Source organism: Staphylococcus sp. HMSC077D08 (assembly GCF_001837945.1).
GTDB classification, from domain to species: Bacteria; Bacillota; Bacilli; order Staphylococcales; family Staphylococcaceae; genus Staphylococcus; species Staphylococcus epidermidis.
Genome location: NZ_KV834758.1, coordinates 23,051 through 39,140, shown reverse-complemented (window position 1 = coordinate 39,140; position 16,090 = coordinate 23,051). Strand labels below are relative to the sequence as shown.

The 16,090-nt window shown below is 32.9% G+C and carries 14 protein-coding genes and 1 tRNA gene; 12 read left to right on the top strand and 3 right to left on the bottom strand.

What is annotated here, in order from left to right:
• The 11 genes from HMPREF2663_RS03875 to whiA all read left to right on the top strand — a co-directional run bounded on the left by HMPREF2663_RS03875 (position 1) and on the right by whiA (position 13,837).
• A complete protein-coding gene (locus HMPREF2663_RS03875) occupies positions 1-234 on the top strand; it encodes a CsbA family protein (RefSeq protein ID WP_002445947.1) in 234 nt (77 codons plus the stop codon).
• 555 nt (positions 235-789) lie between these two features.
• Positions 790-2,775: an excinuclease ABC subunit UvrB gene (uvrB, locus tag HMPREF2663_RS03870; RefSeq protein ID WP_002445948.1), complete on the top strand. Its 1,986-nt coding sequence runs from the start codon at positions 790-792 to the stop codon at positions 2,773-2,775.
• Between the two features lie 7 nt (positions 2,776-2,782).
• Entirely contained in the window at positions 2,783-5,617 is a 2,835-nt protein-coding gene (uvrA, locus tag HMPREF2663_RS03865; RefSeq protein ID WP_070845831.1) for an excinuclease ABC subunit UvrA, read from the top strand.
• A gap of 352 nt (positions 5,618-5,969) precedes the next feature.
• A complete protein-coding gene (gene hprK, locus HMPREF2663_RS03860) occupies positions 5,970-6,902 on the top strand; it encodes an HPr(Ser) kinase/phosphatase (RefSeq protein ID WP_002445950.1) in 933 nt (310 codons plus the stop codon).
• A 5-nt stretch (positions 6,903-6,907) separates the two neighbouring features.
• Complete coding sequence (gene lgt, locus HMPREF2663_RS03855) at positions 6,908-7,747, top strand: prolipoprotein diacylglyceryl transferase (protein ID WP_002445951.1); 840 nt, start codon at positions 6,908-6,910, stop codon at positions 7,745-7,747.
• The gene (locus HMPREF2663_RS03850; protein WP_002445952.1) at positions 7,744-8,280 is read left to right on the top strand and encodes an acyltransferase; all 537 of its coding nucleotides are present in this window, start codon (positions 7,744-7,746) and stop codon (positions 8,278-8,280) included. The genes lgt and HMPREF2663_RS03850 overlap by 4 nt, the downstream gene beginning before the upstream one ends.
• Positions 8,247-9,686, top strand: a complete 1,440-nt coding sequence (locus HMPREF2663_RS03845) for a tetratricopeptide repeat protein (protein ID WP_002476217.1) — start codon at positions 8,247-8,249, stop codon at positions 9,684-9,686. The genes HMPREF2663_RS03850 and HMPREF2663_RS03845 overlap by 34 nt, the downstream gene beginning before the upstream one ends.
• A 64-nt stretch (positions 9,687-9,750) precedes the next feature.
• Positions 9,751-10,683 (top strand): thioredoxin-disulfide reductase, encoded by a 933-nt coding sequence (gene trxB, locus HMPREF2663_RS03840; RefSeq protein ID WP_070845829.1) that lies wholly within the window; start codon positions 9,751-9,753, stop codon positions 10,681-10,683.
• A gap of 175 nt (positions 10,684-10,858) precedes the next feature.
• Positions 10,859-11,767: an RNase adapter RapZ gene (gene rapZ / locus HMPREF2663_RS03835; RefSeq protein ID WP_070845827.1), complete on the top strand. Its 909-nt coding sequence runs from the start codon at positions 10,859-10,861 to the stop codon at positions 11,765-11,767.
• A complete protein-coding gene (gene yvcK / locus HMPREF2663_RS03830) occupies positions 11,767-12,762 on the top strand; it encodes a gluconeogenesis factor YvcK family protein (RefSeq protein ID WP_002445956.1) in 996 nt (331 codons plus the stop codon). Before rapZ ends, yvcK begins: the two co-directional genes overlap by 1 nt.
• Positions 12,763-12,892: 130 nt before the next feature.
• The gene (gene whiA, locus HMPREF2663_RS03825; protein ID WP_002445957.1) at positions 12,893-13,837 is read left to right on the top strand and encodes a DNA-binding protein WhiA; all 945 of its coding nucleotides are present in this window, start codon (positions 12,893-12,895) and stop codon (positions 13,835-13,837) included.
• Positions 13,838-13,904: 67 nt separating this feature from the next.
• On the opposite strand, the gene HMPREF2663_RS03820 is transcribed toward whiA, so the two are convergent.
• Positions 13,905-13,976: transfer RNA gene (locus HMPREF2663_RS03820), tRNA-Arg, on the bottom strand.
• Positions 13,977-14,164: 188 nt separating this feature from the next.
• Between HMPREF2663_RS03820 and clpP the strand changes: the two genes are divergently transcribed.
• Entirely contained in the window at positions 14,165-14,749 is a 585-nt protein-coding gene (clpP, locus tag HMPREF2663_RS03815) for an ATP-dependent Clp endopeptidase proteolytic subunit ClpP (RefSeq protein ID WP_001829659.1), read from the top strand.
• 152 nt (positions 14,750-14,901) lie between these two features.
• Here the strand turns inward: clpP and HMPREF2663_RS03810 are convergent, their stop codons facing one another.
• Both HMPREF2663_RS03810 and HMPREF2663_RS03805 read right to left on the bottom strand, forming a co-directional pair.
• Positions 14,902-15,093 (bottom strand): hypothetical protein, encoded by a 192-nt coding sequence (locus HMPREF2663_RS03810; protein WP_002476206.1) that lies wholly within the window; start codon positions 15,091-15,093, stop codon positions 14,902-14,904.
• Positions 15,094-15,123: 30 nt separating this feature from the next.
• The gene (locus tag HMPREF2663_RS03805) at positions 15,124-16,023 is read right to left on the bottom strand and encodes a TIGR01777 family oxidoreductase (protein WP_070845825.1); all 900 of its coding nucleotides are present in this window, start codon (positions 16,021-16,023) and stop codon (positions 15,124-15,126) included.
• Positions 16,024-16,090 lie beyond the last annotated feature (67 nt).

Genomic DNA, 16,090 nt, shown 5'->3' with positions numbered 1-16,090 from the left:
ATGATTTGGTATGTTTGTGCGGCCTTCTTTCCTTGTATATTAGTTGTGCTGTTTAGTGTGGTGACTAGAAGTAAATGGATTGGTACATTAGTCACATTGATAATAATAGGTGCATCAGTTTATAAAGGATTCTTTCACAACGAATGGATTATTTTTATAGATGTGACAAGTTTATTAGCTGGTTATTTAATAATTGATCAACTTGAATTTCATAAGAACCAAAATGATTCTTAAGATGTGTTTATGCAAACAAAAATTTTGAAGTATTTGTTTTTTTGATTTATTATTATTTTAAACTGTAATTATAGTGATTCTGATTTAATTTAAAAATTGTTGGATTATTATTTATTGTTCATTTTTTACTTTAAATTAATGTTTATATTATTTTGAATATTAAGTAATCCATGGTGTAAACATTAATAACTAAATATTAAATAGTAAATATTTTAATGGCAATAACATAATAATTGATACATTGTGAATATAAAAGCGAAAGATTTTAAAGTACAGTGTGTATATAATATGTATTTGATCGTACTTTAAAAAAAACATCGCACAGCATACATTACTGATAAATAAAGCTCTAAGACAATTTCTTGCATTAGAAATCATCTTAGAGCTCTTGTTTTAGAATAAGCATTAAAAATGTTAAATTTCACAAGCGAACAAATGTTTGTATTGTTCTTTTAGAATTTGTTAAAATAGAAAATGATATTCATGAAAAAGTAATTGATACGAGATGTGTAAAATCTTTATAAATGATAACAATAATAGGAGGCGTATTTTGGAATGGTAGAACATGTTCCATTTAAGTTAAAGTCTGAATTTGAGCCACAAGGTGATCAGCCACAAGCGATACAAAAAATTGTGGATGGCGTAAATGAAGGGAAACGTCATCAAACCTTATTAGGTGCAACTGGGACAGGTAAAACTTTTACTATGAGTAACGTAATTAAAGAGGTTGGTAAACCTACACTTATTATTGCACATAACAAGACATTAGCAGGTCAACTATATAGTGAATTTAAAGAATTTTTCCCAGAAAATAGAGTTGAATATTTCGTTAGTTATTACGACTACTATCAACCTGAAGCATATGTGCCTTCAACAGATACCTTTATTGAAAAAGACGCCTCCATTAACGATGAAATTGACCAACTACGACATTCTGCTACAAGTTCTTTATTTGAACGTGATGATGTCATTATTATTGCAAGTGTTAGTTGTATCTATGGTTTAGGTAATCCTGAAGAATATAAAAATTTGGTTGTTAGTGTACGTGTTGGTATGGAGATGGAACGAAGCGAATTGTTGAGAAAGTTAGTTGATGTACAATACTCACGTAATGACATAGATTTTCAACGTGGTACATTTAGAGTGCGTGGGGATGTTGTTGAAATATTCCCGGCTTCTAGAGAAGAAATGTGTATTCGCGTAGAATTTTTTGGTGATGAAATTGATCGTATCAGAGAGGTTAACTATTTAACTGGGGAAGTAATTCGAGAACGTGAGCATTTTACAATTTTCCCAGCTTCGCACTTCGTTACTCGTGAAGAGAAAATGAAAGTAGCTATTCAACGAATCGAAAAAGAATTAGAAGAGAGACTAAAAGAATTACGTGATGAGAATAAATTATTAGAAGCACAAAGGTTAGAACAACGTACTAACTATGATTTAGAAATGATGAGAGAAATGGGCTTTTGTTCAGGTATTGAAAACTATTCTGTTCACTTAACTTTAAGACCATTGGGTTCAACACCATATACATTACTTGATTATTTTGGAGACGATTGGCTTGTCATGATTGATGAGTCACACGTTACGTTACCTCAAATTCGTGGTATGTACAATGGGGATAGAGCTCGTAAACAAGTATTAATAGACCATGGATTTCGTTTGCCAAGTGCGTTGGATAACCGACCATTAAAATTTGAAGAATTTGAAGAAAAAACAAAACAACTTGTTTATGTTTCAGCTACACCAGGCCCATATGAGTTAGAACATACAGATGAAATGGTTGAACAAATTATACGACCTACTGGTTTACTTGATCCTAAAATTGATGTGCGTCCAACTGAGAATCAAATCGATGATCTTTTAAGTGAAATCCAAGATCGCGTTGACAAAGATGAGCGTGTACTTGTGACAACACTTACTAAAAAAATGAGTGAAGATTTAACTACATATATGAAAGAAGCCGGGATTAAAGTTAATTATTTACACTCAGAAATTAAAACATTAGAACGAATAGAAATTATTCGAGATTTACGTATGGGTACTTACGACGCAATAGTTGGGATCAATCTGCTGAGAGAGGGGATAGATATACCTGAAGTATCTTTGGTTGTAATTTTAGATGCGGATAAGGAAGGCTTCTTACGTTCTGATAGATCTCTTATTCAAACTATTGGGCGTGCAGCACGTAATGACAAAGGAGAAGTCATTATGTATGCGGATAAAATTACAGATTCCATGCAATATGCGATTGATGAAACACAAAGACGTAGAGAAATACAAATTGCCCATAACAAAGAACATGGCATCACGCCGAAAACAATTAATAAAAAGATTCACGACGTCATTAGTGCTACTGTGGAGAGCGATGAAACAAATCAACAACAACAAACTGAATTACCTAAGAAAATGACAAAGAAAGAACGTCAAAAAACAATAGAAAATATAGAAAAAGAAATGAAAAAAGCAGCCAAAGATTTAGATTTCGAAAAAGCTACAGAGTTAAGAGATATGTTATTTGAATTAAAAGCAGAAGGGTGACGATTAAATGAAAGGACCGTCAATTGTAGTAAAAGGTGCGCGAGCACATAATTTAAAAGGAGTAGATATTGAATTACCTAAAAACAAGTTGATTGTCATGACTGGACTTTCAGGCTCAGGTAAGTCTTCGTTAGCGTTTGATACTATTTATGCTGAAGGTCAACGACGTTATGTGGAATCGTTAAGTGCATATGCACGACAATTTTTAGGACAAATGGACAAACCTGATGTAGATACCATTGAAGGTTTGTCACCGGCAATATCTATTGATCAGAAGACGACAAGTAAAAACCCACGTTCTACCGTTGCCACTGTGACTGAAATCTATGATTATATTCGATTATTATATGCGCGTGTCGGTAAACCGTACTGTCCTTATCACGGTATAGAAATTGAATCACAAACTGTTCAACAAATGGTTGATCGTATTTTAGAATTGGAAGAACGTACAAAAATTCAATTACTTGCACCAGTCATTTCACATAGAAAAGGAAGTCATGAAAAGTTAATTGAAGATATAGGGAAGAAAGGATATGTGCGTTTACGTGTTGATGATGAAATCGTCGATGTAAATGAAGTGCCTCAATTGGATAAAAATAAAAATCACACAATTGAAGTTGTTGTTGATAGACTTGTAGTTAAAGACGGCATTGAGACGCGTCTAGCGGACTCTATTGAGACAGCACTTGAACTTGCTGAAGGTAATTTAACAGTTGACGTTATTGATGGAGAGGAACTTAAATTCTCTGAGAACCACGCATGTCCAATTTGTGGTTTCTCTATTGGTGAATTAGAACCTAGAATGTTTAGTTTCAATAGTCCGTTTGGTGCGTGTCCAACTTGTGATGGTTTAGGTCAAAAACTAAAAGTAGACCTAGATTTAGTCATTCCAGATAAAAATAAAACTTTAAATGAAGGCGCAATTGAACCATGGGAACCAACAAGTTCCGATTTTTATCCAACTTTATTAAAACGTGTATGTGAAGTCTACAAAATTAATATGGATAAGCCATATAAAAAATTGACTGATAGACAAAAAAACATACTTATGAATGGTTCTGGAGAAAAAGAAATTGAATTTACATTTACGCAACGAAATGGTGGTACTCGTAAACGTAAAATGGTTTTTGAAGGTGTGGTACCTAATATTGACCGTCGATACCATGAATCTCCCTCTGAATATACACGCGAAATGATGAGTAAATACATGACAGAGTTACCGTGTGAAACTTGTCATGGCAAACGTTTAAGCAAAGAAGCGTTATCTGTATATGTAGGCGACTATAATATAGGTGAAGTCGTTGAATATTCAATTAAAAATGCACTTTATTATTTCGAAAACTTAAAATTAAGCGATCAAGATAAATCGATTGCAGATCAAATTTTAAAAGAGATTATTTCAAGATTATCATTTTTAAATAATGTTGGTTTGGAATATTTGACCTTAGATCGTTCATCCGGAACTTTATCTGGAGGGGAAGCACAACGTATTCGTTTAGCAACACAAATTGGTTCACGATTAACCGGAGTACTGTATGTTTTAGATGAACCTTCAATTGGATTACATCAAAGAGATAATGATAGATTAATTAATACTTTAAAAGAAATGCGTGATTTAGGTAATACACTCATTGTCGTTGAACATGATGATGATACAATGAGAGCAGCTGATTATTTAGTTGATGTGGGTCCGGGAGCCGGTAACCACGGTGGAGAGGTTGTCTCAAGTGGCACCCCTAATAAAGTAATGAAAGATAAAAAGTCCTTAACGGGTCAATATTTAAGTGGAAAAAAACGAATAGAAGTCCCTGAATACAGACGCGAAATCACCGATAGAAAGATTCAAATTAAAGGTGCTAAAAGTAATAATTTAAAAAATGTAAATGTAGACTTCCCACTATCCGTCTTAACTGTAGTTACAGGTGTGTCAGGTTCTGGTAAAAGTTCACTCGTCAATGAAATTTTATATAAAGCATTAGCTCAAAAAATTAATAAATCTAAAGTGAAACCTGGGAATTTTGATGAAATCAAAGGAATCGATCAATTAGATAAAATCATTGATATTGATCAATCGCCAATAGGTAGAACACCACGTTCTAACCCAGCCACATACACGGGTGTCTTTGATGACATAAGAGATGTCTTTTCACAAACGAATGAAGCCAAAATACGAGGTTATCAAAAAGGTAGATTTAGTTTTAATGTCAAAGGTGGACGATGTGAAGCTTGTAAAGGTGATGGAATTATAAAAATTGAAATGCATTTTTTACCAGATGTCTATGTACCTTGTGAAGTGTGTGATGGTAAACGCTATAATCGTGAGACTCTAGAGGTAACATACAAAGGAAAAAATATTGCGGATGTGTTAGAAATGACTGTTGAAGAAGCTACGCATTTCTTTGAAAATATCCCTAAGATTAAGCGTAAATTACAAACACTTGTAGATGTTGGGTTGGGGTACATTACTTTAGGTCAACAAGCTACTACATTATCTGGTGGTGAAGCGCAACGTGTAAAACTCGCATCAGAATTGCACAAGCGTTCAACGGGGCGTTCTATTTATATTCTTGATGAACCAACTACAGGATTACATGTTGATGATATAAGTCGTTTATTAAAGGTATTGAATCGTATAGTGGAAAATGGTGATACGGTCGTTATTATCGAACACAATCTTGATGTTATTAAAACGGCAGATCATATTATTGATTTAGGTCCAGAAGGTGGTGAAGGTGGAGGAACAATCATCGCAACTGGTACACCTGAAGAAATCGCTCAAAATAAAGAATCTTACACTGGTCAATACTTAAAACCAGTATTAGAGAGAGACAGAGTTGAATAGTAAGATGTATGACTAGTAATAAAATGATAGATTAACTTAAAAAGCTCTAAGATGACTTTTACACAAAGAATCTTAGAGCTTTATATATCAAATTAATTTCATTAATTTGAGCATAAATCATCAAATAGTTATTTGAATTTCGATTTAGATTGTTATTTAAGGTATATTTTTTAACTCAATCAATCAACTACTCAATTGTATAATGGAAAAAATCTAGTTTGTCTCAAAACAGTAATGATTTAAGAAACTTTTAAAATTTTAAATCATCATTTTAATATAAAACATGAGTTGATTTTTGATATGATAATAGAAAAGGAAGATACGAATGGCTTATGAAATTTGAGGTGAATGCATGTTAACAACAGATAGATTAGTTAATACGTTAAATTTAGAATTACTTACTGGTGAAGAAGGTTTAGATAGACCAATTAAAAACACAGATATTTCACGTCCAGGTTTAGAAATGGCTGGATATTTTTCACATTATGCTTCAGACCGTATTCAATTATTAGGGACAACGGAGTTATCATTTTATAATTTACTTCCAGATGAAGAGAAAAAAGGAAGAATGAGAAAGTTATGCCGACCTGAAACTCCAGCGATTATTGTTACACGTGGGTTAGAACCACCAGAAGAACTCATACGTGCATCTCAAGAAACGCATACACCAATTATTGTTGCGAAAGATGCCACAACGAGCTTAATGAGTAGGTTAACGACATTTCTCGAACATGAACTCGCGAAAACCACTTCTTTGCACGGTGTACTTGTTGATGTTTACGGAGTAGGTGTACTAATTACAGGAGATTCTGGCATTGGAAAAAGTGAAACTGCATTAGAATTAGTCAAACGTGGTCATAGATTAGTGGCTGATGATAATGTAGAAATCAAAGAAATTACTAAGGATGAACTTGTAGGCAAACCTCCTAAACTTATCGAACATTTGCTAGAGATTCGTGGTCTCGGTATCATTAATGTTATGACTTTGTTTGGAGCAGGATCAATATTAACTGAAAAACAAATTCGATTAAACATTAATTTAGAAAATTGGAATAAGAATAAGTTATACGATCGTGTAGGTCTTAATGAAGAAACATTGAAAATTCTTGATACGGAAATCACTAAAAAAACGATACCAGTTAGACCAGGGCGCAATGTAGCAGTAATTATTGAAGTAGCGGCTATGAATTATCGTCTTAATATCATGGGTATTAATACAGCAGTTGAATTTAATGAGAGACTTAATGAAGAAATCGTTCGAAATAGTCATAAAAGTGAGGAGTAACACACATGAATATTACATTAGGATATATCGATCCTGTTGCCTTTAGCTTGGGACCAATCCAAGTTCGATGGTATGGAATTATTATTGCTTGTGGTATCTTACTTGGATACTTCATTGCACAAGCAGCATTGAAACAGGTTGGATTACATAAAGACACTTTAATCGATATTATATTTTATAGCGCGATTGTTGGATTCATAGTTGCGAGAATATATTTTGTTACATTTCAATGGCCATATTACATGAATCACTTGAGTGAGATACCAAAAATTTGGCATGGTGGTATAGCCATACATGGCGGCTTAATTGGTGGACTTATCACGGGGATTATTGTTTGTAAAATCAAAAATCTACATCCATTTCAAATAGGAGATATTGTGGCACCAAGTATTATTTTAGCTCAAGGGATAGGACGCTGGGGAAACTTTATGAATCATGAAGCGCATGGAGGACCAGTATCTAGAGCTTTTCTAGAACATTTACATTTGCCAGACTTTATTATTAGAAATATGTATATTGAAGGTCAATATTATCACCCGACATTTCTATATGAGTCAATTTGGGACGTGATAGGTTTTGTCATTTTAATTACTTTAAGGAAACGTCTAAAACTTGGAGAGACATTCTTTGGTTATCTTATTTGGTATTCTGTAGGACGCTTCTTCGTTGAGGCTATGAGAACCGATAGTTTGATGCTTACGAGTCATATACGTGTAGCGCAACTTGTTTCTGTCGTGCTTATTATGATTAGTGTGATATTCGTAATTTATAGAAGAGTTAAATATCAACCAATAAAATATAAAAATTCAGGACCATTAACATGGCCGATTAAAAAGGCTAAGTGATTATTTTGAGAAGATTAAGTAAAGAAAAATATCATCAAGTGAATCCTTTATGGCATATATATAGAAAAATTAAATTCATAAAAGTGCTAAAGCAAACGTTGATTATAGAAATTGCAAGATTTATTCCTAGTATGAAACTTAAAAATAAAATATATAAAAAGCTTTTAAAAATGGATGTCGGGAATCATACTTCATTTGCATATAAAGTGTTGCCTGATTTGTTTTATCCAGAATACATTTCGGTTGGCAAGAATACAGTCATTGGTTATAATACAACAATATTAACTCACGAAGTACTTGTTGATGAGTGGAGAGTGGGGAAAGTCATTATAGGCGATTACACTTTAATAGGTGCAAATACGACAATATTGCCAGGAATAACTATAGGAAAGCATGTTAAAATTGGTGCGGGTACGGTTGTGTCTAAAGATGTTCCCGATTACAGTTTTGCATTTGGTAACCCTATGCAAATACAATTAGATTCAGGAGGTGACAACGAATGGCACAAAAAGAAAATAACATCATTCCAATGATTTTTGATGAGGCTTTTTACCGAAAAATGGCTACCCAAAAGTGGCAACAACAGAACTACAAGAAAGCGGCAGAATATTATGAAAAAGTGCTTGAGTTGTCACCAGAGGATTTTGATATTCAACAACACTATGCGCAATGTTTAGTTAAATTAAATATCGGCAAAAAAGCAGAACATCTTTTTTATGAGAATATTGTTAAAGACTTTCATGTAGAAGAAAGCTTCTATGAACTAAGTCAATTAAATATAGAATTAAACGAGCCAAACAAGGCATTCTTGTTTGGTATTAATTATGTAATATTGTCAGATGATAAAGATTTTAGAGAAATGCTTGAAAAAACATTCGAAGTCACGTATACAAGTGAACAAAAAATTGAATTAGAAGCACAATTGTTTTCAACACAACTTTTATTTCAATTTCTCTTTTCACAAGGTAGGTTAGAAGAAGCCCGAGCATTTATTTTGAATCAATCTTACGAGATTCAACAGCATAGGGTGATTAGGAATTTACTTGCAATGTGTTATTTGTATCTAGGTGAGTATGATAGTGCCAAAGCAATGTTTGAAGAACTTTTAAAGGAAGATAATTCAGATGTGCATGCACTTTGTCACTACACATTATTACTTTATAATAAAAAGGAAACAGAAAAATATCAAAAATATCTTAAAATACTTAATAAAGTAGTACCACTAAATGACGATGAAACCTTTAAATTAGGAATTGTATTGAGTTATTTAAAACAGTATCGTGCTTCTCAGAATTTACTTTATCCACTTTATAAAAAAGGTAAATTTGTCTCTATTCAACTGTATAATGCATTGAGCTTCAATTTTTATTACCTAGGAAATAAAGACGAAAGTATTGAGATGTGGAACAAGCTCACTCAAATTTCTAAAGTTGATGTAGGTTATGCACCTTGGGTAATTGAGGAAAGTAAAACGGTATTTGAATCACGAGTGTTACCATTATTACTAGATGATAATAATCATTATCGACTTTACGGTATTTTTTTACTTCATCAATTAAATGGAAAAGAAATACTAATGACTGAAGATATTTGGTCAATTCTTGAATCAATGAATGACTATGAGAAACTTTATCTCACATATTTGGTACAAGGCCTCACACTCAATAAATTAGATTTTATACACAGAGGTATGCAAAGGTTGTATAATTTTAAGCAATTCAAATATAACACGTCTTTATTTACAGATTGGATTAATCAAGCAGAAATGATTATAGCTGAAAATGTAGATTTAGTAGATGTCGATAGATATGTCGCTGCATTTGTTTACCTATCATATCGTCGTTCTAGCCAACCATTCACTAAGAGACAATTGATGGACGATTTTGATGTTTCTAGATACAAACTGAATAAAACAATTGAATTTATATTGAGCATATAAATTTATGAAATGAAAAGTATGATATATAATGCGCATAATGATTAATAAGTAGGAGGCATTTAAAATGACTGAAGTAGATTTTGACGTAGCAATAATCGGTGCAGGTCCTGCCGGCATGACAGCAGCAGTATATTCATCACGTGCCAATTTAAAAACTGTCATGATTGAACGCGGTATGCCAGGCGGTCAAATGGCAAACACTGAAGAAGTAGAGAATTTTCCAGGATTTGAGATGATCACAGGCCCTGATTTATCTACGAAAATGTTTGAACATGCAAAAAAATTTGGTGCGGAATACCAATATGGCGATATTAAATCTGTTGAAGATAAAGGTGACTATAAAGTTATCAATTTAGGGAATAAAGAAGTAACAGCTCATGCAGTTATTATCTCAACTGGAGCAGAGTATAAAAAGATTGGCGTTCCTGGTGAACAAGAATTAGGAGGACGTGGAGTAAGTTATTGTGCGGTTTGTGATGGAGCATTCTTTAAAAATAAACGTCTTTTCGTAATTGGCGGTGGAGATTCAGCGGTAGAAGAAGGAACTTTCTTAACTAAATTTGCAGATAAAGTAACGATTGTTCATCGTAGAGATGAATTACGTGCACAAAACATCTTGCAAGAACGTGCCTTCAAAAATGATAAGGTTGACTTTATTTGGAGTCATACACTTAAAACAATTAATGAAAAAGATGGTAAAGTTGGTTCAGTTACACTTGAATCAACTAAAGATGGTGCTGAACAGACTTATGATGCCGATGGTGTATTCATTTATATTGGAATGAAACCACTCACAGCGCCATTTAAAAATCTTGGTATTACAAATGACGCAGGATACATTGTCACACAAGATGACATGAGTACTAAAGTACGAGGTATTTTTGCTGCAGGTGATGTTCGTGATAAAGGATTACGTCAAATTGTTACTGCTACAGGAGACGGTAGTATTGCGGCGCAAAGTGCAGCTGACTATATTACAGAATTAAAAGATAATTAAAATTTAACTCATTTTACACATAGCTAGAACATTGTTTGCGTCAAAGTATCGTCATCAATGATTCTAGCTTTTTTAATTACAATATAAGTATGTTACTTTGCATATTTGAGTGTGATAAGATGAATTTAATATAATGATATTGATTGAAGATTATAATTGGTGGTGACTTAAGAAAATGGCAAGCAACGAAAAAGAAATGGGTAAAAGTGAATTGTTAGTTGTTACAGGTATGTCTGGAGCGGGTAAATCATTGGTGATTCAAAGTCTCGAAGATATGGGTTTTTTCTGTGTAGATAATTTACCACCTGTACTGTTACCTAAATTTGTAGAATTGATGGCTCAAGGAAATTCTTCATTGCAAAAAGTAGCAATTGCAATAGATTTAAGAGGTAAGGAATTATTTAAATCTCTAGTTAAAGAAATTGATATTATTAAAAGTCGCAATGACGTGATTTTAGATGTTATGTTTTTGGAAGCTAAAACTGAAAAAATTATTTCGCGTTATAAAGAATCAAGAAGAGCGCACCCACTAAATGAAAAAGGACAAAGATCATTAATAGATGCAATAAATGAGGAACGTGAACACCTATCAGAAATCCGAAGTATCGCTAATTACGTGATTGATACAACAAAATTAAAACCTAAAGAATTAAAGCAACGCATTTCAAAGTTTTATTTAGATGAAAACTTTGAAACATTTACTATCAACGTGACAAGTTTTGGTTTCAAGCATGGTATACAAATGGATGCTGATTTAGTTTTTGATGTCAGATTTCTACCTAATCCATACTATGTAGAGGAATTGCGTCCATTTACTGGTTTAGATGAGCCAGTGTACAATTACGTTATGAAGTGGAAAGAAACCCAAATATTTTTTGATAAATTAACGGATTTACTAAAATATATGATTCCTGGATACAAAAAAGAAGGTAAATCGCAATTGGTTATTGCTATAGGTTGTACGGGTGGACAACATCGATCAGTCGCATTAGCTAAACGTTTAGCTGAATATCTTAACGAGATTTTTGAATATAATGTTTATGTGCATCATAGAGATGCGCATATTGAAAGTGGAGAGAGATAATGAAACAAATGAACGTAGTACTTATTGGTGGTGGCACTGGACTTTCTGTCCTTGCTAGAGGCCTTAGAGAATTTCCAATAGACATTACTGCCATTGTTACTGTAGCGGACAATGGTGGGAGCACGGGGAAAATTAGAGATGTCATGGATATTCCAGCGCCTGGTGATATTCGTAATGTCATTGCTGCTTTAAGTGACTCGGAATCGATATTAACTCAATTGTTCCAGTACCGTTTTGGTGAAAATCAAGTAGATGGACATTCATTAGGTAATTTAGTTATTGCTGGAATGACTAACATTACCAATGACTTTGGGCACGCTATTAAAGAATTAAGTAAAGTTTTAAATATTAAAGGCCAAGTCATCCCTTCAACAAACACAAGTGTGCAACTCAACGCGGTGATGGAAGACGGTGAAATTGTACATGGAGAAACCAATATACCTAAAACACATAAAAAAATAAATCGTGTGTTTTTAGAGCCAAGTGATGTTGAACCAATGAATGAAGCGGTAGAAGCTTTAGAACAAGCAGATTTAATCGTCTTAGGACCAGGTTCATTATATACAAGTGTTATATCAAATTTATGTGTCAAAGGCATTTCAGAAGCATTATTACGTACCTCTGCCCCAAAACTTTATGTATCTAATGTTATGACACAACCAGGCGAGACAGATAATTATGATGTTAAAGAGCATATTGATGCACTTTCTCGACAAGTTGGTGAACCATTTATTGATTTTGTCATATGTAGCTCTGAATCCTATAGTAAAGATGTTTTACAACGATATGAAGAAAAGAATTCAAAACCAGTAGCAGTACATAAAGAACAATTAAAAGATAGTGGAATTAGAGTTTTAACGGCGTCTAATTTAGTTGAAATATCTAATGAACACTATGTCAGACATAACACAAAAGTATTATCAAAAATGATTTATGAACTTGCCTTAGATTTAACAAGTACAATTCGCTTTACTCCTAGTGATAAAAAGAAATAATTATAAGCGAAATCGTAGTTTATGATATGATAACTTAAGTGTGTGTTTAGAATTAGAAAATAACTTTACACCTCATTGGCGATACTATAAACAAGAATAGAAAAAAAGGATTAGGAAGGATGAGTGTTCAATGAGCTTTGCATCAGATATGAAAAATGAACTAACACGCATAGAAGTTGACGAATCGAATGCTAAAGCAGAGCTCAGTGCATTAATTCGCATGAATGGCGCACTTAGTCTATCAAATCAACAGTTTGTAATTAATGTACAGACAGAAAATGCAACAACAGCTCGTCGAATATATTCTCTTATCAAACGTATATTTAATGTTGAAGTTGAAATTTTAGTTAGAAAAAAGATGAAATTGAAAAAAAACAATATTTATATATGTCGAACAAAGATGTTAGCGAAAGAAATACTAAATGATTTAGGTATTTTAAAAGAGGGAGTTTTTACTCACGATATTGATCCGGATATGATCAAAGATGATGAAATGAAAAGAAGTTATTTAAGAGGGGCTTTCTTAGCAGGTGGTTCTGTAAATAACCCTGAAACGTCTTCATATCATCTCGAAATTTTTTCACAATATGAAGATCATTCCGAAGGTCTTACTAAATTGATGAATAGTTATGAACTCAATGCGAAACATTTAGAACGTAAAAAAGGGAGTATTGCGTATCTTAAAGAAGCTGAAAAAATTTCCGACTTTCTTAGTTTGATAGGTGGCTATCAAGCATTACTAAAGTTTGAAGATGTAAGAATTGTCCGTGATATGCGTAATTCGGTTAACCGTCTCGTAAATTGTGAAACAGCAAATCTTAATAAAACTGTTAGCGCAGCAATGAAACAGGTAGAAAGTATACAATTAATTGATGAAGAGATTGGGCTTGAAAATTTACCTGATCGTTTGAGAGAAGTAGCGAAGCTCAGAGTAGAACATCAAGAAATATCTTTAAAAGAATTGGGTGAGATGGTTTCTACAGGGCCTATATCTAAATCAGGTATGAATCACCGTTTAAGAAAGTTGAATGAATTAGCGGATAAAATAAGAAATGGTGAACAAATTGAATTATAAAAAATGAGATTTTAAGACTGAGATTACAAATAATCTCAGACATTAAAATCTCAACATTATTAAGCAACCCCCTCGAGAGGAATCGAACCTCTATTTTAAGAACCGGAATCTTATGTGTTATCCATTACACTACGAGGGGTAAATAGTGAAATAATCACATTTCTGTACGTCGTTCAATAAGGACGGTACAATAAAAACGATAATTCTAGTTTACAAATGAAAAGGTTAAGCGTCAAATTGAATTTTTGATTAATAAGCTTAATCTTTGACCATTTTTGACTTTTAAGGTAAAATAATTTTAACAGTTATTATAAGGAGGAAAAATAAATGAATTTAATTCCTACAGTTATTGAAACAACTAACCGCGGTGAACGTGCGTATGATATATATTCACGTTTATTGAAAGACCGTATTATCATGCTAGGTTCTCAAATTGATGATAACGTAGCTAACTCTATTGTGTCACAATTATTATTCTTGCAAGCGCAAGATTCTGAAAAGGATATTTATTTATATATTAATTCACCAGGTGGCAGTGTAACTGCTGGATTTGCTATTTATGATACTATCCAGCATATCAAACCAGACGTACAAACAATCTGTATTGGTATGGCAGCGTCTATGGGTTCATTCTTGTTAGCAGCAGGTGCAAAAGGTAAACGATTTGCACTACCTAATGCTGAAGTTATGATTCACCAACCTTTAGGTGGTGCACAAGGACAAGCAACTGAAATTGAGATTGCAGCAAATCATATTTTAAAAACACGTGAAAAATTAAATCGTATTTTATCAGAACGTACAGGTCAATCTATTGAAAAAATTCAACAAGATACTGATCGCGACAACTTCTTAACAGCTGCAGAAGCTAAAGAATATGGATTAATTGATGAAGTAATGGAGCCAGAAAAATAATAAAATAAACGTTTCATTATTATTGATTAATACACAAAACCCTAGTAGACGAAAATGTATATTTTATCATTTGTCTACTAGGGTTTTTATTTTAAATAATATATGAATGTAAATTTAGAATGAAATGATTATTTTCTTTAAACCGATGAAATTTAACGTTTAGAGTGTTTTGATGATTGATACATGGTATTCAATGTTGTTGATAATAAAATGATTCCAACTAATATAAATAATATTGACATTAATATCATTGATAACGTACGTTCAAATGCAAATATACCATTTGCAATTAATAAAACACTCGCAATGATTAATAATATATATGTTAATTGAGTATCTTTCATTTTATACCCCTTCTTCTTACGATGTAATTCTTAAGCTTTAATTAAATCATCTAAAGCATTTCTTAAATTATTATACTTAAACTCAAAACCTAGTGCATGTAATTTATTTGGAAGTACTTTTTGTGTATCTAATATGACAGTAGACATCTGACCTAACACTGTACGGAGTATCAATTTAGGTGTCCACGTTTCATGTGGTTTATGCATCGCACGTGCTAAAGTATAACCAAATAAATTTTGTCTTTCAGGAATAGGTGCAGTTAAATTAAATGGACCTTCAGCGTTATCATGATTGATAGTAAATAAAATACCTCTAATTAAGTCATCGATATGAATCCACGAGTACCATTGTCTTCCAGAGCCGAGTTTTCCCCCAACATATAAATGATACGGAAGTTCCATCATTTCAAGAGCGCCACCATCGTCTGATAGAATAAGGCCGAATCGACCTAAAACGACACGTGTACCGAATTGCTTAAATTTATTCGCAAAACGTTCCCATTGGTATACAATTTCTGATAAGAAATCAAATGGAAGTGTTTGATATAACTCGGTATAACTTGTAAATAAATCTGGAGGGTAGTAGCCCATTGCACTTGCGTTAAATAAAACTTCTGGTTTGTGTTCACGTGTTTCAAAAAGTTCAAATAGTGTTTGCGTTGATTGAATACGACTAAGCATCATCGCTTGTTTGTGGGAAGGTGTCCAACGTTTATTCAACGTTGCACCAGCTAAATTAATAACAATATCTATGTCTGGTACTTGATGTTGCCATCCCTCTTTTGACCAGTTGATATACGTGATTTTGGGATGATTAGAAGTTTTATCCTGTCTGGTTAAAATTGTAATATGTGCATCGGTTTGTTTAATTTCATTGACTAAGTGTGAACCGACCATGCCAGTTCCACCAGTGATTAAATAGCGTTTCATAGTTTCACCTCGTCTGAAAATAAAAAGCTGTCATCTTATTGATAGTTATTATTATTATTCATATTTT